Annotated in this window: 18 protein-coding genes and 1 riboswitch; of the genes, 3 read left to right on the plus strand and 15 right to left on the minus strand. The window is 51.5% G+C overall.

The features are described from left to right. Positions 1-18: 18 nt before the first annotated feature. The 4 genes from B5F34_RS05055 to B5F34_RS17710 form a co-directional block, all read right to left on the minus strand. A complete protein-coding gene (locus B5F34_RS05055; protein WP_087335731.1) occupies positions 19-1,551 on the minus strand; it encodes an acyl-CoA carboxylase subunit beta in 1,533 nt (510 codons plus the stop codon). 63 nt (positions 1,552-1,614) lie between these two features. Continuing rightward, on the minus strand, positions 1,615-2,136 hold the full coding sequence (locus B5F34_RS05060; protein ID WP_087335732.1) for an acetyl-CoA carboxylase biotin carboxyl carrier protein subunit: 522 nt from the start codon (positions 2,134-2,136) through the stop codon (positions 1,615-1,617). A gap of 138 nt (positions 2,137-2,274) precedes the next feature. After that, the gene (gene accC / locus B5F34_RS05065) at positions 2,275-3,786 is read right to left on the minus strand and encodes an acetyl-CoA carboxylase biotin carboxylase subunit (protein ID WP_087335734.1); all 1,512 of its coding nucleotides are present in this window, start codon (positions 3,784-3,786) and stop codon (positions 2,275-2,277) included. A 57-nt stretch (positions 3,787-3,843) separates the two neighbouring features. Further along, positions 3,844-4,051: riboswitch (cobalamin riboswitch) on the minus strand. 164 nt (positions 4,052-4,215) lie between these two features. Beyond that, positions 4,216-4,356, minus strand: a complete 141-nt coding sequence (locus B5F34_RS17710) for a hypothetical protein (RefSeq protein ID WP_204245584.1) — start codon at positions 4,354-4,356, stop codon at positions 4,216-4,218. A gap of 476 nt (positions 4,357-4,832) precedes the next feature. On the opposite strand from B5F34_RS17710, the gene B5F34_RS05070 reads away from it, so the two are divergent. After that, positions 4,833-7,520 carry a transglutaminase-like domain-containing protein gene (locus B5F34_RS05070; RefSeq protein ID WP_239448819.1) on the plus strand — a complete coding sequence of 896 codons (2,688 nt, stop codon included), beginning with the start codon at positions 4,833-4,835 and terminating at the stop codon, positions 7,518-7,520. On the opposite strand, the gene B5F34_RS05075 is transcribed toward B5F34_RS05070, so the two are convergent. The 6 genes from B5F34_RS05075 to B5F34_RS05105 form a co-directional block, all read right to left on the minus strand. After that, positions 7,507-8,259: a copper homeostasis protein CutC gene (locus B5F34_RS05075; RefSeq protein WP_087335739.1), complete on the minus strand. Its 753-nt coding sequence runs from the start codon at positions 8,257-8,259 to the stop codon at positions 7,507-7,509. The genes B5F34_RS05070 and B5F34_RS05075 overlap by 14 nt on opposite strands. Before the next feature lie 123 nt (positions 8,260-8,382). Beyond that, positions 8,383-9,921, minus strand: a complete 1,539-nt coding sequence (gene rny / locus B5F34_RS05080) for a ribonuclease Y (RefSeq protein ID WP_087335742.1) — start codon at positions 9,919-9,921, stop codon at positions 8,383-8,385. A gap of 126 nt (positions 9,922-10,047) precedes the next feature. Then, on the minus strand, positions 10,048-10,341 hold the full coding sequence (locus tag B5F34_RS05085; RefSeq protein WP_087335744.1) for a cell division protein ZapA: 294 nt from the start codon (positions 10,339-10,341) through the stop codon (positions 10,048-10,050). 22 nt (positions 10,342-10,363) lie between these two features. Next, entirely contained in the window at positions 10,364-10,657 is a 294-nt protein-coding gene (locus B5F34_RS05090) for a hypothetical protein (protein WP_087335746.1), read from the minus strand. 669 nt (positions 10,658-11,326) lie between these two features. Beyond that, positions 11,327-12,307, minus strand: a complete 981-nt coding sequence (locus B5F34_RS05100) for a lytic transglycosylase domain-containing protein (protein ID WP_087335751.1) — start codon at positions 12,305-12,307, stop codon at positions 11,327-11,329. A gap of 117 nt (positions 12,308-12,424) precedes the next feature. Continuing rightward, positions 12,425-13,153 carry an SDR family NAD(P)-dependent oxidoreductase gene (locus tag B5F34_RS05105; protein WP_087335753.1) on the minus strand — a complete coding sequence of 243 codons (729 nt, stop codon included), beginning with the start codon at positions 13,151-13,153 and terminating at the stop codon, positions 12,425-12,427. Positions 13,154-13,344: 191 nt separating this feature from the next. Between B5F34_RS05105 and B5F34_RS05110 the strand changes: the two genes are divergently transcribed. Next, positions 13,345-13,812 carry a MaoC family dehydratase gene (locus B5F34_RS05110; RefSeq protein ID WP_087335755.1) on the plus strand — a complete coding sequence of 156 codons (468 nt, stop codon included), beginning with the start codon at positions 13,345-13,347 and terminating at the stop codon, positions 13,810-13,812. A gap of 7 nt (positions 13,813-13,819) precedes the next feature. Here the strand turns inward: B5F34_RS05110 and B5F34_RS05115 are convergent, their stop codons facing one another. Continuing rightward, positions 13,820-14,125, minus strand: coding sequence for a nitrous oxide-stimulated promoter family protein (locus B5F34_RS05115; protein ID WP_087335756.1), 306 nt, complete (start codon positions 14,123-14,125; stop codon positions 13,820-13,822). A gap of 109 nt (positions 14,126-14,234) precedes the next feature. On the opposite strand from B5F34_RS05115, the gene B5F34_RS05120 reads away from it, so the two are divergent. Further along, positions 14,235-15,020, plus strand: coding sequence for a M48 family metallopeptidase (locus tag B5F34_RS05120; RefSeq protein WP_087335758.1), 786 nt, complete (start codon positions 14,235-14,237; stop codon positions 15,018-15,020). On the opposite strand, the gene B5F34_RS05125 is transcribed toward B5F34_RS05120, so the two are convergent. The 4 genes from B5F34_RS05125 to B5F34_RS05140 form a co-directional block, all read right to left on the minus strand. Next, a complete protein-coding gene (locus tag B5F34_RS05125; RefSeq protein ID WP_087335760.1) occupies positions 15,017-16,627 on the minus strand; it encodes an RluA family pseudouridine synthase in 1,611 nt (536 codons plus the stop codon). The genes B5F34_RS05120 and B5F34_RS05125 overlap by 4 nt on opposite strands. Before the next feature lie 77 nt (positions 16,628-16,704). Continuing rightward, the gene (locus B5F34_RS05130; protein WP_087335762.1) at positions 16,705-16,893 is read right to left on the minus strand and encodes a hypothetical protein; all 189 of its coding nucleotides are present in this window, start codon (positions 16,891-16,893) and stop codon (positions 16,705-16,707) included. A gap of 41 nt (positions 16,894-16,934) precedes the next feature. Continuing rightward, entirely contained in the window at positions 16,935-17,624 is a 690-nt protein-coding gene (locus tag B5F34_RS05135) for a glycine zipper family protein (RefSeq protein ID WP_087335764.1), read from the minus strand. A 15-nt stretch (positions 17,625-17,639) separates the two neighbouring features. Then, the gene (locus B5F34_RS05140; protein WP_087335767.1) at positions 17,640-18,317 is read right to left on the minus strand and encodes a DUF2461 domain-containing protein; all 678 of its coding nucleotides are present in this window, start codon (positions 18,315-18,317) and stop codon (positions 17,640-17,642) included. Positions 18,318-18,695 lie beyond the last annotated feature (378 nt).

Raw genomic sequence — 18,695 nt, forward strand, 5'->3', positions numbered from 1 at the left:
TATTGTTGCCTCCTTGCCTTACAGCGGCATGTTTCCATGCTTCTTCGGCGGATTGCTCTGGTTCTTGTTGTGAGCCATTTCCAAAGCTTGTACCAGTTTGTAGCGTGTATCGCGCGGCAGGATGACTTCGTCGATATAGCCCCGTTCGGCGGCACGGTAAGGGTTGGAGAATTTCTCGTCGTATTCTTTTATAATATTGGTTTTTTCTTCGGGCGAAGCCTTGCGGTAAAGAATGTTCACCGCTCCTTCGGCACCCATCACGGCAATCTGTGCCTGCGGATAAGCCAAGTTGATGTCGGCTCCCGTAGGTTTGCTGGACATGACGATGTAAGCGCCTCCGTAGGCTTTGCGGGTGATGAGCGTAATCTTGGGCACGGTGGCTTCGGCATAGGCATAAACTATCTTGGCACCGTGGCGGATGATACCGTTATGTTCCTGTACGGTACCGGGCAGGAAGCCAGGCACGTCCTCGAAGGTGATGAGGGGGATGTTGAAGCAGTCGCAGAAGCGGATGAAGCGGGCAGCCTTGTCACTGGCATCGATGTCGAGCACACCGGCTAAGTAGGCAGGCTGGTTGGCCACGATACCTACGGAGCGTCCGTTCAAGCGTCCGAAGCCGATGACCACGTTTTTGGCAAAGTGAGGCATGACTTCGAAGAAATACTGGTTGTCCAGCACCGGTTCAATGATGTCCTTGATGTCGTAGGGCAGGTTCGGGTCTTCAGGAATGATTGTCTGGAGCGACTCTGTCTGTCGGTGTATGTCGTCCGTGCAGGCAGTGAAGGGAGCATCCTCCATGTTGTTGCTGGGCAGGAAGCTGAGCAGCTCACGGATGGTCATGATGGTTTCCTCTTCGTTGTTGCACATGAAGTGGGTAACTCCGCTCTTTGAGCTATGCGTGTAAGCACCGCCCAGTTCTTCTTTGTCTACCACCTCGTTGGTGACGGTCTTCACCACATCCGGGCCGGTAATGAACATGTGGCTCTGCTCTTTCACCATGAAGATGAAGTCGGTCAATGCAGGCGAGTAGCAGGCACCGCCGGCGCAAGGCCCCAAAATGGCAGAGATTTGCGGGATGACGCCCGAAGCGATGGTGTTCTGATAGAAGATGGACGCATAACCTTCGAGGCTGTTCACCCCTTCCTGGATGCGGGCACCGCCCGAGTCGTTGAGGGCGATGATGGGAGCACCGTTCTTCAAAGCCAGTTCCTGCACCTTGACTATCTTGGCGGCGTTGGTTTCGCTCAGCGATCCGCCGTGGGCAGTGAAGTCATAGGCATAGACAAACACCAGGCGGCCGTCTATCTTGCCGTAACCTGTCACCATACCGTCGCCGGCAATCTGTTTCTTCTCCATGCCGAAGTTCGTGCAACGGTGTGTGACGAACTTGTCCAGCTCATTGAACGAGCCTTTGTCCAACAGCATGTCGATGCGTTCGCGGGCGGTCATCTTGCCCAGCGTGTGTTGCTTCTCTATCTTGTCCACGCCACCGCCCAGCGAGGCGCGCTTGTCCAGTTCTTCAAACTGGCGGTATATTTCTTCTCTGTTCATAGTTATTTGTTTTTTAGCTACGGGCTACAAGCCGACTTGTTGTTCATAGCTAAATCTCATTGCTTATTCATTCTCTTCCTTGATTACTTCCAGCTCAATCAGTGTCTGGTTGGCATTGACGGCCTCACCCTCGGCTACGAGGATGTTGCGCACCACGCAGTCGGCACTGACTTTGTAATTGCTCTGCATCTTCATCGCTTCGAGCACGATGGCGATGTCGCCTGCAGCCAGCAGGTCGCCCACTTTGACGGGTATGCTGACCACCTTACCAGGCATGGGAGCTACAATCTTGTCTCCTTGTTTTTCGTCCGCACCCCGGCGCATGTGCAGGTATTTGGCCTGCGTGTCTACTATATCCACGTGGAACGAGCGGGTCAGGATATTGACATCGTAGTTCTTGCCTCCCTCGCCGCGCACCAGTCCGGCGTTGAACGAGTTGCCGTTATGCAGGATGGAGCAGTTGCCGTTTTCGGCCATCACGATGTCTACCTCCACAGGTTTGCCGTCGATGGTAAGCTGCACTTTGTTTCCTTCTTTGCTGACCAGCGTGACGTCGGCCACGCGGTCTCCGATATGAATTTCCATATTATAATATTAAATATCGAAGAATGAAGAGTGAAGAAACAGGAATTCCTGTGTAGAGCGGCCAAACTTACTAAGAATCAAAAGAAATGTCTGCTTGCCGTTGATTCTCCATTCTTCATTCGTAATTCTTCCTTAATTTTATATCCTCAGCACGCCTTTTTGCAGACCGAACTCGCGCCAGCGGCTGATAGGCCGTGCGTCGGGCAGTTGGGTGGAAGAGTTTTCTTCGAGATTCACCAGATAGTCGATGTAGGCAGCTATCATGGCGATGTTCTCCAACTCTTCGTTGTGCGTATTGTTGCGCACCAGCATCTTGGCGTTTTTGGCGATGAAGAGCGTATTGTATTCGCCGCGCACGAAGTCGGGCACGTGCATGATGCGCTTCAGATAAGCCAGGTTGGTCTTCAATCCTGTAATCTTATACTCGTAGAGTACGCGGCGCATGCGCTCGATGGCATATTGGCGGGTGGTGGCCCAGACGATGAGCTTGCCTATCATGGGGTCGTAATAGATAGGGATTTCATAGCCCTCGTAGACGTAGCTGTCGATGCGCACGCCGATGCCGTTAGGCTCGGTCAGTTGCTTGATGATGCCGGGCGAAGGCATAAAGTTGTTTTCCGTGTCTTCGGCGCAGATACGGCACTCGATGGCATGTCCGCGCTGGAAGAGCTCTTCCTGGTGCAGGTGCAGCACTTCATCGTTGGCAATGCGTATCTGTTCCTTTACCAAGTCCACGCCCATTACTTCTTCCGTGATGGGGTGTTCCACCTGCAGGCGGGTATTCATCTCCAAGAAGTAGAAATGCCGGTTTTTGTCCACCAAGAATTCAATGGTACCTGCGCCGCTGTAATTTACAGCCTTGGCTGCGGCTACGGCCTTCTCGCCCATTTCGCGGCGCAGTTCTGGTGTCAGGAAGGGCGAAGGGCTTTCTTCCACAATCTTCTGGTTGCGGCGCTGCACAGAGCATTCGCGGTCGAAGAGGTGGATGACGTTGCCATGGTTATCGCCCAATATCTGGAACTCGATGTGGTGCGGCTCCTCGACAAACTTCTCTAAGTAGACAGTATCATCGCCGAAGGACGACATTGATTCGGAGCGGGCGGTGTTGTATGCCTCGGCCACTTCGTCTTCGCTGTGGATGAGTCGCATACCCTTGCCCCCGCCGCCCATCGATGCCTTCAGCATGACGGGATACCCAATCTCGTTGCAGATGCGCACGGCTTCTTCCACACTTTGTAGCGGCTGTTCGGTGCCGGGCACTACGGGCACTCCGGCAGCAATCATGCGCTTGCGGGCAGCAATCTTGTCGCCCATGGCCTCCATTGTTTCGGGTGCAGGGCCGATGAAGATGATGCCCTCTTCGCGGCAACGGCGGGCAAAGTCGGCATTTTCCGACAAGAACCCGTAGCCCGGGTGGATAGCATCTGCACCGCAACGCTTGGCGGTGGCAATCACTTTTTCGATGTTCAGATAACTTTCTTTTGCCACGGCGGGTCCGATGCAATAGGCTTCGTCGGCATACGATACGTGGTGCGACGTGCGGTCGGCTTCGGAGAACACGGCGACGCTCAGTATTCCCATCTCACGGCAGGAACGCATCACGCGCACGGCAATCTCGCCTCGGTTGGCAATCAATACTTTCTTAATCATATTTCAAATATGTTTTGGTTCAGTGCCGTCTTCCTAATCCCACGAGTAAAGACGGTCGTTTCTTTGTTTCGCACAGGCAGGTCTTCTGACTGACTCCTAATCTTGAGGCCTTCCCGATGCTTTTTCCCGGAGGGGGCATCAGTGGCAAGCAGTGTCACGATATTGGCAGAGCTTCACAGCAGCGGGACTGTCCGGGAGTTGCACCCGGTTCCCTTTTAATCCGGAAAGCGGAAAGCTGTCCGGAACCTGTTTGCGGTGCAAAGGTACTACTTATTATTTACATGCAGTTTTTTTGGCACATTTTTTCGCTTATTGTGCATAAAAAAGCTGTTTTATCTCAAAAAAAAGCAGGAACAATGTGAAGTTTGTCCCTGCCTTTCCTACTACATCCTTGTTGTAGCCTTATAGGTTGTTTTTACTTTTCCTTTTTCAAGCAACCGCTTGCTCCTGCTGAGCAAGCAGTTTTTGAAGTTTGCCGTTCAGTGTCTGGCACATAACGCCATTTCTCATCGCTTGGTAGCGTTTGATTTGATACTGCAATTTCAAAATTTCATTTACGTTTTTTTTCATAATTCTTTGGTTTTTGTGCTCCCGCGTTTCGGGAGCCGGTTTAACATCTTTATATCAAAATGATTCAATCTTTTCTCTGTCACTGGTTGCATGGCATTAATACCTTAACAGGGCTCTGATAGACAGATGATTACTTCTTATATATAATGAATCTGCTTCTTAGGGCTTGCGACGTTGCTTCTTATACCCTTGAGTTTTGTTTCTTAAGGTTTGGAAGTCCGTACTTGCAAGCTGTCGGGCATTAATGCCATTAAATGGTTCAAAATTTCAAATCACTTTGTCTGCTTTCTCTTATTAACGCTGCAAAGGTACAAATTGTTTTCGGAAAACATGTTTTATAACATAAAAAATGCGTGCTCTTTTGTTTTTTTTTAGAATTGAGTGCTCTTTTCACCTTAATATATTACGTTTATGTGAAGATAAACCAGTATATTTGTCCGGTTATAATTTAAAAATTCAGTAGTATGAGAAGAATCATGGTTTCTCTCCTCGGGCTTTGCTGTCTGGCGGCTTTTCTGGTGTCGTGTGGCGGAAATGCCCATTTCATTACCGATGAATCCTATCGCGCCCAAGTGGAGCGGGATTTCGAGCAGAAAAAGTCGCAATTGCCTCATGGCAATCTTTTTGCCGTGTTCGACACGAACCTCACTCCTTATGAGCGTGAGGCATTGCAGTTCCTTTATGCCTACATGCCCTTGCCTGACGTGGCAGATTTTCCGGGCGAGTTTTTCCTGGCCAATGTCCATGCTTCGCAACAGGCTGCGGCAGAGATGCCTTGGGGTAAAAAGGTGCCTGAACTGTTGTTCCGGCATTTTGTGCTTCCGTTGCGCATTAACAACGAGAAACTGGACAGTGCGCGTATCGTCTTCTACGGCGAACTGAAGGATCGTGTGAAAAATCTATCCATGTCCGATGCCATCTTGGAAGTAAACCATTGGTGCCATGAGAAAGCGGTCTATCAGCCCAGCGATGCCCGTACCAGCTCTCCGCAGGCTACGGTACGTACTGCTTTCGGACGTTGCGGCGAGGAGTCTACTCTGTTGGTGGCCGCTTTGCGTTCGGTAGGCATTCCGGCACGTCAGGTCTACACGCCCCGCTGGGCACATACCGACGATAACCATGCTTGGGTAGAAGCCTGGGCCGATGGAGAATGGCACTTCCTGGGGGCTTGCGAGCCCGAACCCGTGCTCGACCTGGGCTGGTTCAATGCGCCTGCCAGCCGTGGCATGCTGATGCACACGGACGTGTTCGGCCGTTACAACGGACCTGAAGAAATAATGTCCGAGAACCCCAACCTCACCGAAATCAACATCACGGAGAATTACGCGCCCATAGCCTCTGCCAAGGTATTGGTGACCGATGCAGAAGGCAAGCCTGTAGCGGATGCGTGCGTGGAATTCAAGATTTACAACTATGGTGAATTCTATACCGTAGGTACCAAGTACACCGCTGCCGACGGCACTTGCAGCTTGAGTGCCGGCCTGGGCGACATGCTGGTCTGGGCATCGAAAGACGGACGCTTCGGCTTTGCCAAAGTATCGTTCGGCAAGCAGCAGGAACTGACCGTGAAACTGGATAAACAGGAAGGAGACCTCTTTGCAGAAGACATAGACATTGTACCGCCGGTGGAGAATGCCCACTTGCCTGAGGTGACACCCGAACAACGAGCCGAAAACGACCGCCGTATGCAGCAAGAAGACTCCATACGCAACGCCTACACGGCTACATTCTTCCACGATGACAAGGCACGCGAGTTTGTCGCCACGCTCACCGGACTGAAACCGGAAGAGGCCGACCTGGCTGCCAAATACTTGGTACAATCATGCGGCAATCATGAAACCCTCACCCGCTTTCTTACCATGGCCTCCAACGAAGGGAAAGCTTCGCTGGCTGTAAGCTTGTTGGGAAGAAACTCGCTTTCCACCAAAGACCTGCGAGACATCAGTTACGATGTGTTGTTGGACAATTTCCTGAACACCCCCGATGTAAAGACCGACCGCTATATCAGCGACCTGCTGAGTCCGCGCGTGTCCATTGAAGGTCTGGTGCCTTACAAGGCTTTCTTCCAGACTAACATCAACGGCGACCTGGCCGATACGTTCCGCCAACAGCCTCAACGACTGGTGGAATGGTGCAAGGACTCTATTGCCATTCATGACGAGCTGAACACGCAGGGTATGCCCATGTCGCCCATCGGTGTATGGAAAGCACGTGTAGCCGACCGTCTCTCGCGCGACGTATTCTTCGTTTCCGTAGCCCGCAGCCTGGGCATCCCGGCTTGGAAAGACGAGGTGACGGGCAAAGTGCGTTACCAAGACCTCACCGGCCGTGATGGCAAGAAGAACGGGACCATTTACGATGTGGACTTCGAACGAGGCTCCGCACAAGAAGTCCCGCCCACAGGTCTGCTGTCTGCCACTTACAAGCCGACGCCCGTATTGGACGACCCCAAGTATTACTCCCACTTCTCCATGTCTAAGTGTGTGGACGGCCGGTTGCAGTTGCAGAACTATGACGAGAATTCAGCCGTGTGGTCCACTCTCCTGAAGACTCCGCGCGCCGTTCCCGAAGGTTACTACGTGATGGTGACCGGCACACGACTGGCTAATGGCGGCGTACTAGCCCACATCAGCTCGTTCAACATTGAGGCAGGCAAGTCCACGTGCATTCCGTTGCAGATGCGCGAAAGCAAGGACGAAATCCAAGTCATCGGTAGCTTTAATTCCGAGACACTCTTCACGCCCCTGGATGGCGGAAAACCCGCAGCAGAACCGATGAGTTTCCTGGCAGCCTGCGGACGCGGCTACTACGTGGTGGGCATCCTCGGCCCGGGACAAGAACCCACGAACCATGCTTTGAAGGACATTGCCAAGCTGAACAAAGACTTGGAGGCTTGGGGACGCAAAATGGTACTGCTCTTTCCCGACGAAACGCAGTATAAGAAATATCATGAGAAAGACTTCCCCGGTCTGCCGTCTACCATCATCTATGGTTTCGACACGCATGGGGCCGCCGAACAGATAGCCCGTGAGATGAAGTTGCGCAATAAGAGTTCATTGCCTATCTTCATCATCACCGATACGTTCAACCGTGTAGTCTTCGTATCACAGGGCTATACCATCGGGTTAGGTGAGCAGTTAATGCGTACCGTCAGAGGTTTGTAAGTGCTTTGATGGTGCGTGTCACCCTTTCGGCCGTAGTCACAGGGCGGGAGTACTCAGAGATGTGTACGGTTCCGCCCATTGAAACGGCTTCATTGCGGTATTGCATGCAACTGGTCACTTCCTCGCGGGCAGAGAAGTGAAATTCATGGATGCCCGTTTCGTGTGCAATACGTGCAATATTCTTTTCATTCACTCCACAGCCGGCGAGCAGAGTAATACGTTCGCCGGCTTTCTTTTGCAGTTCCTTCAGGAAAGGAATGCCTTGTTCGGCGTTGGGTTGCTGGCCCGAGGTGAGAATGCGGTTGCAGCCCAGGGCAATAATGTCTTCCAGAGCTTTCAGAGGATTACGACATACATCGAATGCACGGTGGAAAGTGACGGACATGCCTTCAGAAGCTTCCATCAGGCGTTCCATCAGCGGGAGGTCAACATCTCCTTCGGACGTGAGGCAGCCGAACACTACACCGTCAGCACCCAGTTGGCGGGCATTTTCAATATCTTTCAGCATGATGCGCTGTTCCAGCGGTGAGTAGAGAAAGTCGCCTCCACGTGGACGAATGATGACGTGCAGACGGGTAGAAGTCAATACGTCGCGGGCTGTGACTATGTCGCCGTATGAAGGGGTAGTTCCTCCTTCGGGAATGCCGGCGCAGAGTTCTACGCGATGGGCTCCTCCGGCTTGGGCAGCCAGACAACTCTCGACAGAGTTGGCACAGATTTCAAACAGATAGTTTTCCATATTGATAAGAGTTTTGAGGGTGAAATAAATAAAGGCACGGATTATGCGGAATTTACGGATAAATCAATAAGCATCCGCGTAAATCCACGTAATCCGCGCCTCTTATATACTATATAATATATTTTACTTGGCGTAGCTCACCGCACGCGTTTCGCGGATAACGGTAATCTTCACCTGACCGGGATAGGTCATTTCGTCTTGAATCTTTTTCGCTATTTCAGCAGAGAGATTCTCCGTCTGCTTGTCGTCAATCTTGTCTGCACCTACGATGACACGCAACTCGCGACCAGCCTGGATAGCGTAAGTCTTCGTAACGCCCGGGTAGGACATGGCAAGCTGTTCAAGGTCGTTCAGACGTTTGATGTAAGCCTCCACAATCTCGCGGCGGGCACCGGGGCGGGCACCGGAGATAGCGTCACACACCTGTACGATAGGTGCCAGCAGACTGCTCATTTCGATTTCGTCGTGGTGCGCACCAATGGCGTTGCAGATGTCAGGCTTTTCCTTAAACTTCTCGGCCAGTTTCATGCCATAGAGAGCGTGCGGCAGTTCAGGCTCCTCATCGGGCACCTTGCCTATATCGTGCAGCAGGCCGGCACGTTTGGCTTTCTTGGGATTCAGCCCCAGTTCAGAAGCCATTACGGCACAGAGGTTCGCTGTCTCGCGGGCGTGTTGCAAGAGGTTCTGTCCATAGCTTGAGCGGTACTTCATTTTGCCGATGATGCGAATCAGCTCGGGATGCAGCCCGTGAATGCCCAAGTCGATGGTGGTGCGTTTGCCGGTCTCGATGATTTCTTCCTCTACCTGCTTGCGCACTTTGGCTACTACCTCTTCGATGCGGGCAGGGTGGATGCGTCCGTCGGTTACCAGCTGGTGCAACGCCAGGCGTGCTATTTCGCGGCGTACGGGGTCGAAAGCTGAAAGCACGATAGCTTCGGGTGTGTCGTCCACCACGATTTCCACGCCGGTGGCAGCTTCGAGGGCGCGGATATTACGTCCTTCGCGTCCGATGATGCGCCCCTTGATTTCGTCCGACTCAATGTGGAATACGGTGACGGAGTTTTCAATAGCCGTTTCCGTTGCCACGCGTTGTATGGTTTGTATGACGATGCGTTTGGCTTCTTTGCTGGCAGTCATCTTGGCATCGTCCATGATATCGTTGATGTAGGATTGTGCTTCGGTTTTTGCTTCTTCTTTCAAGGATTCAATCATACGTTCCTTGGCTTCTTCGGCAGAGAGCCCGGAGATGGCCTCCAGCTTTTCTATTTCCTGGCGTTGCAGGTGTTCCAGTTCTTCTTTTTTCTTGTCAATGATATCCAACTGGGCTTCCAAGTTTTCCTTGATAGCTTCGGCTTCCTGCTTTTTGCGCTGTACTTCTTCATTGCGTTGGTTCAACACCATTTCGCGTTGTTTCAGTTTGTTTTCTGCCTGTTGGATTTTCTGGTTGCGGGCAGCTACTTCTTTTTCCAGTTCGGCTTTCTTGTCGAGGAATTTGCCTTTCACTTCCAGCAGTTTGTTTTTCTTCATGACTTCCGCCTCTGTCTCAGCCTCTTTCAGGATGGCCTCGTATTTGGACTTGAGCCCGTATCGGAAGAATACGTAAGCTCCCAATCCTCCGACGATGAGGCAGGCAACTGATACTAATATTGAAACTACGTCCATTTTTATTAATTATTTAATGTATTAAAAATAAAAAACACTGCCCGAACCTCTCTCTTGCCGGAGGGAGGCCCAAACAGTGCGTGATTTGTTTCCTTTTCTCTTCGGAACCTTTTCCGTGTGTGGCGCCTATGTCGTTTCTTTGAAATGGGCATCGAGCACTTCGGTCAGTTCTTTTATTTTGTTCGTATAAGGTTCGGTATCGTTCCGTTCCTTCTGGTCCTGCATTTGGAGTGAAAGCTCGAAAGCGGTGATGGCCATCACTTTTTCGGGCGACATCTCCGGGTGTTCCAGTTGGTTGCGGTTGAACCTTATGTTGACCTGTTTGGCGGCTTCTCTCACAATCTCCTCGTCTTTCCGGTCGATGAAGACGGGGTAGGTGGTTCCTGCCAGATTCAGGTTGATTCTTATCTTATCGTTCATACATCTTCTTCTCTTTCCGTTGTTATTCGTTCAGCAAAGCGATGCATTTATCCACTTCACGCACAAGTTTCGACAGTCTCAGCTTGGTTTCTTTCACATCGTTTCCGTCCAAACTGATGGCCGTGGCTGTCTTCAAGTCGGTGTAGCGTTGTGCCAGTTCATCGAAGTCTGCCTGTAAATTTCGCCTGGCTTCTTCCGCTTCGTCTATCTGTCTGCGGAGTTCAGCGTTTTCGCGCCGTTGCTCTTCGTGCAGGTAGATGAGGTGTCTGAGCCGTGTTTCAAAGGCATTTAAAAGTTGCTTTCCTTCGTCTGTCATAGCTACTCCGCCAAAAATTCACACAAATATACAATTTACCTGCATATTACAAAAATTTTTCAGGAAAAAACCGCATTTTGTACCGCATTTTTCTATTTTTTCTCTGCTTCGGGGCTTATTTCCGCCTTTTTTCGTCTATTTTTCTCCTGCGTTTTGTGTGGATGCAGGCAACCGGACAACAGGCTGTCTTTTATGTGGTGGAGGAGGAGAAGAAATATCGGACAGAGATGTCTGTTGTACAAATCCTGTTGGGTGGTATGGGAGAAGTTGTTTCGTTGTCCGTTGTGTTTCTTCTTTTTTCTTCTTCTTTTTCGTCACAGGATGCCTGGCGCGTACTTATTCCCATGTTCTTGATGTTCAGTGAGTTTTTTCATATATATAACCGCCTGATTCCTTAGCGCTTAGAAAGTTGGTTCATATTGCTTAGGTGCTTTGTGCTTAGCGCTTGGAAGTTTTTCGGAAAGGTAGGTAGGGGCAGTCGGTCTGCTGGAGGAGTAAATCGCTTCAGCAGTTATTCTCGGTTTTGAATATTAGTGGAAGAATGAAGAATGAGGAATTGCACTATGCGCGTAGATTCTTCATTCTTCATTTCGTATTTGGAGCCTGTTTAAATTTTCCTCTTTAAGATTTATATTCAGCCTCTTTTGAGCTTCTAGTCGATGGTCTGCTTTAGTCGATGGTCCACTCCGGATTGTGCGGCACGGTTTTCTTCGGGTCGTAGAACATGCCTTCGTGTGTGGGGATGTGCAGTACGTAGGTTCGTCCGCTTTTGTTTTGCAGGAAGGTGTCGCGCAGCCAGGTGTTGGCATCTTTCAGTTGGGCGTAGGTGATTCCCTTGCCTTGGGCGTACGAAGCCAAGTCGGCTATGCCTGTAGTGACCGTGTCTGTGGTGTAAGGGATGGGAGGGTAAAGGTCGGTCCGCTTCAGCAGGAAGCCGTATTGCTGCGGATGGCTCAATACAGACTTAGCAGCCAGGAGCCGGAACATGTAGCGGGCGGTTTCTTCGACCAGCCAGAGGTCGACGGCGCGGGTGACCCCCTGTTTTTGCAGCTGTTGGCTGATGCGTCCCTGTCCGGCATTGTATGAGGCAGCCACGCAGAGCCAGCTGCCATATTTCTCATACGCCTGTTTCAGGTATTGGCAGGCAGCGCGGGTGCTTTTTTCTATATGATAGCGTTCGTCTATATTGTCGTTCACCTCTAAGCCGAAGTCCCGTGCCGTGCCTTTCATGAACTGCCACATTCCGGCAGCTCCGGCACCGGAGCGTGCCTGCGGGTTGAGGCTGCTCTCGATGACAGCTAAGTATTTCATGTCGTCGGGTAGTCCTTCTTCACGCAGGATAGGTTCGATGACAGGGAAATAGCGGTTGGCACGTTTCAATGTCAGCATGGTCGAAGAGTGCATGTAAGTGAATGCCATCAGTTCGCGGTCCAGCCGTTCGCGTAGGTCGTAGCGGTCGAGGGCGATAGTCTCGCCTGCAAAGTCAATGCTTTGCGGCACACGGAGCGGGGCGGTGTAGGAGGGTACTTGCGATTTTACAGAGTCGCGTTCGGGGCGGAATTCCCCGTTGCCCACCAGCATGGGCAGCGACACGCCGAGACAGAGGGCTGCTGCGGCGGTCAGGGCGGTGGCCTTGAGATGTTTTTTCATTGCTATTGGTTGTATATGTTTTCAGTTCATTGTCTTTTTTCCAGTGCCAGGGGGCAGGTGAGGTATGGAAGGGAGGAGCGTGATTAGTCCGGATTCAGTCCGGGCGTTTCCTTCCGTTCAGTTCCTTACCGGCAATCTTTCCCATAACCACCGGGGGATGAGCCGCCAGATGAACACCAGTATCCGGTATCGTCCGTCGATGATGCAGACACGCTCCTTGCGGTGCAGGGCACGGACAATACGGGTGGCAACACGGGCGGGCGACATCAGCATGGGGTAGTGCTTATCGCCCCGAAGCAAGTCGGTGTCTACGAACCCCGGTCTTATGTCAGTGAACCGGACTGGCAGCCGTTGCATTCGTGCCAGTTGGGCCAGGGCGTCGATGTAGGTGTTCTGAAAGCGTTTGGTGGCAGAATAAGCAGGTGCAGCTCCCAATCCCTTGGTGCCGGCAATGGAACTGATGGCGGCTATGTGTCCGCTGCCCCGGCGTCGGAAATAGTCGAAAGCCGTATCCATCAGTCGGATGAACCCCATGACATTGGTCTGTGCCGTAGCCAATTCCACTTTTGTGTCCAGCATGGGGTTCTGCTTTCCGATGCCCGCACACAGCAGGAAGATGTCCATCCCTCCCAGGTCTTCGACCAAGGCCATCAGACGTTCGGATGCATCTTCGGCAGTGATGTCTATCTTGCGGTACACCACTTGCCCGGGCATGCTGGCTTTTAGTGCCTGTAAGGCTGCTTCCCTGCGCCCGGCCACCCCGATGCGGCATCCGCACCGGATAAGTTGCAAGGCAACTTCATGCCCTATGCCTGAGGTTGCCCCTACGATGACGACTCGTTTCATATTTTTCCCGAATGGTAGTCTTTTGGTTTCTTTTCTCTGCAAAGGTAAGCCATTTCTTTATAAATCCTTCATCAAATTTGCGTTTTGTCAGAATATGAAGTATATTTGTTTCCGTTTTCCGCATAGGCAGACTGTCCTGCCGAAGAATGACGTAGGAAACGATTTCATAACTAATAACCCTATAGAGAAGAATGGAAAAAGTAATTGTCAATTCGTATGAAGAGTTTGAGAAACTGGTAGGACAACCCATCGGTACTTCCGAGTATGTGGAAATATCGCAAGAGCGCATCAACCTCTTTGCCGATGCCACATCGGATCATCAGTGGATTCACGTTGATGTGGACCGTGCCCGTACCGAGAGTCCTTTCAAGAGCACCATCGTGCATGGCTATCTGACGCTCTCCATGTTGCCTTATCTTTGGAACCAGATTATTGAGGTGAATAACCTGAAGATGATGATTAATTATGGCATGGAGAAGATGCGTTTCGGACAGGCCGTACTGTCAGGACAGCGCATCCGTCTGAATGCCAGCCTTCAGTCGCTTGCCAACTTGCGTGGCGTGGCTAAAGCCGAAATCAAATTCTCTATCGACATCGAGGGAGAGCGCAAGAAAGCATTGGAGGGAGTGGCCGTCTTCCTTTATTATTTCAATAACTGACAGACGGTTATCGGTAGCAGTATTCCTGCCATAAGTGACGTAGGGCCGCTACAGGATGAAACCATAACATGCGGGGACCGGCATAGCGCATTACCTGGCGCATCCGTTCCCGCATGTCTCGTTTATAGCAGTGAACGGGGCAGAGGCGGCATGTTTGTTTCTTCTCTCCGAAAGGACAGTGTTCCAGGCGGGCGTGGGCATAGGCCAGCAGGGCGCGGCATTCGGCGCACAATTCCCGGTTTCCTTCCTTGTGCCGGCAATAGAGTCGGATTATCTGTTCTACAATACGTTTCTCTTGGGTGATGCGTAACATTCCGGTTCTGCTTGAAAAAACGGTCGCAAGTTACAAAAAAGGCGAGGAAATGCCAAGATTCTTCCTTAAAAGAGCTATCTTTGCTTCTACATTAATAATATTCAATAATATGAAAAAACTTCTCATTGTTCTTGCCTCGATGCTTGTATTGTCGGGGTGTGGCACCGTTCCTCTGACGGGCCGCAGGCAGATTCTGTTGGTGTCCGACCAAGATGTGCTCTCTTCCAGCCTGACCCAATACAGGGATTACATGAAAACGGCTCCCAAGTCGGCTTCCACCCAGTGGTCAAACATGGTGACTCGGGTGGGCAAGAAGATTGCCGATGCTACCGAGCGCTATTTGCGTGCCAACGGCCTGGCTGCCGAAGTGAAAGATTTCTCGTGGGAGTTCAACCTTGTGAAGGATGACCAGGTAAATGCATTTTGTATGCCTGGCGGGAAGATTGTGGTGTATGAAGGATTAATGAAGATTGTCTCGTCGGATGATGAACTGGCCGTGGTGTTGGGGCATGAAGTGGCACATGCCGTGGCCAAGCACAGCAACGAGCGTATGAGTCAGCAGGTATTGGCGCAATATGGCGCGCAGATACTGAACCGCTCCCTGTCGGAGAAGAGTGCTGCCGTGCAGAAACTGGCGGGAACGGTTTATGGCATCGGGACTCAGGTAGGCGTGATGCTTCCTTTTTCCCGCAAGCATGAATCCGAAGCCGACTACATGGGGCTTATCCTGATGAAGATGGCCGGATATAATCCGGATGTGGCAGTGGGTTTCTGGCAGAAAATGTCGGCAGGCACTACCGGCACTGTTCCGGCTTTGTTGAGCACCCATCCCAGCGATGCACAGCGCATTAAAGATATCCAAAAAGCCCTGCCGACGATAAAGGCCAATTATTAAAACGGACTTTTCGCGGAGAAGGTCATTTTCTTTCCGGTGACCGGGTGAGTAAAAGACAGCGTTTCAGCATGTAAGTAAAGCCGTTCTGCCGGTTTGCCGTAGAGCATGTCGCCCACGATGGGACAATGCAATCCCAAAGGATGGGCGGCATGCACTCTCAATTGGTGTGTGCGTCCCGTCAGCGGATAGAAAGCAATAAGGGTCCGGTTGTTTTTCCGTTCCAGTACTTTATAGTCTGTGATGGCCGGTTTCCCTTCTACCGGGTCAACCTTTTGTCGGGGACGGTCGTGAGGATCAGGGCAGAGGGGCAGTGCTATGCGTCCGGTGTCTTGATTGACCGTTCCCTCCAGCCAGGCAATGTATTGTTTGTGGATGAGGCGTTGTTCAAACTGGGCTTGCAGGTGCTGGTGCGCTTCCTTGGTTTTGGCCAGTAACAGCAACCCCGAAGTATCCATGTCCAGGCGGTGTACAGTCAGCGGATTTTCGCGTTGAGGCAGGCGTGCCTGTACCAGGCTATATACGGAGAATTTCTCTTCCTTGCCGGGCACCGAGAGTAATCCTGCCGGTTTATTGACCACTATGATGGCATCGTCTTCGTACACGATTTCTAATTCCTTTCCGACACTGCGCAGTGCCAGCGGGTTGGGTTCTACGTCCAGTCCTTGCAGCATGTGCCGCAAGATGGGACCGCACTTTCCGGTGCATGATGGGTAATAGCAACCTTGCCTTCTCACTTCAGTCTGTGGCGATGCTCCCCACCAGAATTCAGCCATGGCGAGAGGTTTCCATCTGTGCTGGTAAGCATATTGCAGCAGTTTAGGGGCAGCACATTCGCCAGCACCGGCAGGAGGAATACGTTGCACGGTATCGGCAAATATCTCACACAAGTCTTTCATCTCCCCGCGGTAGTTCAGCAGTTTGAACTGTTCGAACAGACGCTGTTGCAGGGCAGCAGAGCGGGTTTTCCGTTCGTGTTTCAGGTCTTGCAGGTGGAATTCGTGTGCAGCTACGGTCTGTCGGGCCGTTTCTATGCGTTCTTTCCAGCGGCGTTCCAGCCGTTTGTACTCAGCCTTCTGGAATTGGCTTTCGCGTATGAGGGCAGCCGATTCCTCGGGTGACAGAGGAGGGGTGGTCTGGCGTCGTTTTTCGCGGAGCATTTTGGCTGCTTTTACTGCCTGTCGGGCATCATTCAACTCCTGGGCAGCTTCCGTTTCCAGCCTCTGCACCTCTTCTCGTTGTTGCAGAAAAACCTTATCTCTGGTCAACAGACTGATGTCGGCATTGAGTTGGGAGATGGCTGCTTCTTCTTGTTTGAAAAATCCGTCGGGTTGCAGTAAATCATATACAGGAGGCACGAAGAACGGATGCCGGTTGCTTCCTCCCAATATGCCCGAGAAAGCAGCCAGATACCCTATTCCGTCGTTGTCGGTCTGCACCACCAGTACACCGAACATCTTTCCTTCATTCCATTCCGGATGTAGCGCCAGGTATTGTTGCACTTCTTCTGCTGCCTTTACACATAAAGGGTGTGGAGTGTAGTAGAAAGGATAAGTGAACTGCCTGGGCAGAGGTATATCTGATACCGGAGTCTTGAATCTGTGTAACATCGTGGTGCAAAGATAGTGGATTCAAATTAAATACAGAGGCACCCATGTACAAGACATTTGTGCCTCCGAGCGGTTTGCTAACGGCCTTCTTCCTCCTCCTCGTCTTCCTCGATGGCATCCAAGTCATCGGGGTGAAGGGGACGGACAGGTTCCGGTTGCTTGGGAACGCCTTTCTTTATTTTCTTGCCATGTTTACGTTCCCACTCCCAGGCCGCCTTGCGTGCCTCGTAGTCTTCATACTGTTTTTCCAGATAGTTGTCTGCCATAGTCTGATCGTATTTTAAGGGGTTATAAAAAAGGTTTTCCTTTATCGCAAAGTGGGCAGGCTGAATTCCTGTCCGTCGTATTGTTCTCCCATGCCGTCGGCCACAGCCACGCGCAGCACAATTTCGCCTGTCTTGATGCGTTTGCCGGCAGATACCGTGGCAGTATATTTCACTCCATTGTGTGGGGCGATGCTTTCCACCATGACCGACGGTGAGATGTAGATGCGCTTCATGCCCGTCAGTTCTTCGACCACGGGTACTACGTTGAATACGGGCCGGTTGCCTTCATTGATGATTTCGAAGACAACCTTGCTGCTTTCGCCCGAACTGATGGCATGGTCGCGGTTGTCGTCGATGAAGCGGATATTCCGAATCTTCAAGTTATACATGCCGTTTGCTGTCCGGTGTCTGCGTTCGGTCTGTACGGGAGCAGTCCGTTCTATCACATAGGCATCTTCCGGTTCTGTCCGGGGGCGTGACGCAGCGTTGCCGATGGCGGCTCCTGCAATGGTGCCTACAATAGCTCCGATGGCCGAGCCGCGGTAGCCTCCGTGCCAGCCGTGTCGGCTGTCACCAATCAGTCCACCTACCAGGCTGCCGACATTTCCGCCGATGGCGGCACCCGCCAAGGTAGCACCCGGGTCGCCTCCTGAAGCAGTGCGGCTGGTATAACATCCGCTGCACAGCAGCACGATGGCAAGGGCTGTCGATATGGTTCTTATTCGTTTCATGGTTATCTGTTTTTTTTAGAAGTCCTCCCGCGTAAAGGCAATGGCGCGGTTGACATATTCAATGAAAGGATAAGTGCGTTGAAAGAGCTCCACAGTCTTTTCTGCTACGTTCCCATCAAGCATGAAAGCCTTGCCGGGTGAGTGTACCAGACAGTAGGTGCGGTATTTCAGGTATGCTGCGTATGGTGAATCGGCCGGATAACCGGCGGGTACCCGTTTCAGTTTCCCCTCTTCGTCCAGGCAGAAGGGGCGTGCTTTATGTAGGATACGCTCAAAGTCCCCTTCGCCGTTGCAAATATCCTCGCGCAGGGTACGGAGCGGTTGCTTCTCCATCATGTAGTGTCCTGATGCCAGCATGTTGCCGGAGAGGTAGCCATCTTCTTCGGGACCTACCTGAAAATAATATCCTGCAAATCCCGATTTTTTCCCGCCGGGGCAGATAAAGGCACCGATGTGCGTCTTGTACGGGCTTTTGTCGGCCGAGAAACGGGTGTCGCGATAGATGCGGTACGTGCAATCCTTGGCACAAAGTCCCTGGATGCTTTTGTCAAAGCGGGCAATACCCGCGATGATTTGTTCGGCAAGCGCATTGAATTGTTCTTGGGCGGCCAAATAGTCGCTTTTGTGCGCCTGGAACCATTCGCGGTTGTTATTGCGTTCCAGTTGTTCGAGGAAACAGATGACATCTTTCATAATCCACAGGTTTATGATGGTTATGCAAATGTAGTAATAAGTTTGTTAGGTTGCTCCAAAAAGCGGAGATTATTTTTTGCCTGCTTGTCTGAGAAACGGTTTCGGATAATTGTAAGCATATCCTGTTGTAAAGGCCGGAATAGGGCGATTTTGTAAACGGATTTTTCCCATCTTTCACCGCATCCGATTGTTGTTCAATGCAATGATAAAATGTAAGCAGCCTTATTTTGTAAATGGGAAAATAGAAGATTTCCGGGCATCTTCAGTGAAAGATGTTCACCCGTATTTGTCTTGCGGAAAACGCCCTCACGCTTTCAACACCTTAGTAGTCGCTATAGATGAGTGAGATGCGGTGAAAGATGCTGCCTTCACGCATCT

The sequence above is a fragment of the Mediterranea sp. An20 genome (assembly GCF_002160055.1).
Taxonomy (GTDB): domain Bacteria; phylum Bacteroidota; class Bacteroidia; order Bacteroidales; family Bacteroidaceae; genus Bacteroides; species Bacteroides avicola.

What these genes read in the sequence shown, in the direction of transcription:
- B5F34_RS05055 (WP_087335731.1), bottom strand. Translation starts at nt 1,551, where the DNA reads ATGAACAGAGAAGAAATATACCGCCAGTTTGAAGAACTGGACAAGCGC.
- B5F34_RS05060 (WP_087335732.1), bottom strand. Translation starts at nt 2,136, where the DNA reads ATGGAAATTCATATCGGAGACCGCGTGGCCGACGTCACGCTGGTCAGC.
- accC (WP_087335734.1), bottom strand. Translation starts at nt 3,786, where the DNA reads ATGATTAAGAAAGTATTGATTGCCAACCGAGGCGAGATTGCCGTGCGC.
- B5F34_RS17710 (WP_204245584.1), bottom strand. Translation starts at nt 4,356, where the DNA reads ATGAAAAAAAACGTAAATGAAATTTTGAAATTGCAGTATCAAATCAAA.
- B5F34_RS05070 (WP_239448819.1), top strand. Translation starts at nt 4,833, where the DNA reads ATGGTTTCTCTCCTCGGGCTTTGCTGTCTGGCGGCTTTTCTGGTGTCG.
- B5F34_RS05075 (WP_087335739.1), bottom strand. Translation starts at nt 8,259, where the DNA reads ATGGAAAACTATCTGTTTGAAATCTGTGCCAACTCTGTCGAGAGTTGT.
- rny (WP_087335742.1), bottom strand. Translation starts at nt 9,921, where the DNA reads ATGGACGTAGTTTCAATATTAGTATCAGTTGCCTGCCTCATCGTCGGA.
- B5F34_RS05085 (WP_087335744.1), bottom strand. Translation starts at nt 10,341, where the DNA reads ATGAACGATAAGATAAGAATCAACCTGAATCTGGCAGGAACCACCTAC.
- B5F34_RS05090 (WP_087335746.1), bottom strand. Translation starts at nt 10,657, where the DNA reads ATGACAGACGAAGGAAAGCAACTTTTAAATGCCTTTGAAACACGGCTC.
- B5F34_RS05100 (WP_087335751.1), bottom strand. Translation starts at nt 12,307, where the DNA reads ATGAAAAAACATCTCAAGGCCACCGCCCTGACCGCCGCAGCAGCCCTC.
- B5F34_RS05105 (WP_087335753.1), bottom strand. Translation starts at nt 13,153, where the DNA reads ATGAAACGAGTCGTCATCGTAGGGGCAACCTCAGGCATAGGGCATGAA.
- B5F34_RS05110 (WP_087335755.1), top strand. Translation starts at nt 13,345, where the DNA reads ATGGAAAAAGTAATTGTCAATTCGTATGAAGAGTTTGAGAAACTGGTA.
- B5F34_RS05115 (WP_087335756.1), bottom strand. Translation starts at nt 14,125, where the DNA reads ATGTTACGCATCACCCAAGAGAAACGTATTGTAGAACAGATAATCCGA.
- B5F34_RS05120 (WP_087335758.1), top strand. Translation starts at nt 14,235, where the DNA reads ATGAAAAAACTTCTCATTGTTCTTGCCTCGATGCTTGTATTGTCGGGG.
- B5F34_RS05125 (WP_087335760.1), bottom strand. Translation starts at nt 16,627, where the DNA reads ATGTTACACAGATTCAAGACTCCGGTATCAGATATACCTCTGCCCAGG.
- B5F34_RS05130 (WP_087335762.1), bottom strand. Translation starts at nt 16,893, where the DNA reads ATGGCAGACAACTATCTGGAAAAACAGTATGAAGACTACGAGGCACGC.
- B5F34_RS05135 (WP_087335764.1), bottom strand. Translation starts at nt 17,624, where the DNA reads ATGAAACGAATAAGAACCATATCGACAGCCCTTGCCATCGTGCTGCTG.
- B5F34_RS05140 (WP_087335767.1), bottom strand. Translation starts at nt 18,317, where the DNA reads ATGAAAGATGTCATCTGTTTCCTCGAACAACTGGAACGCAATAACAAC.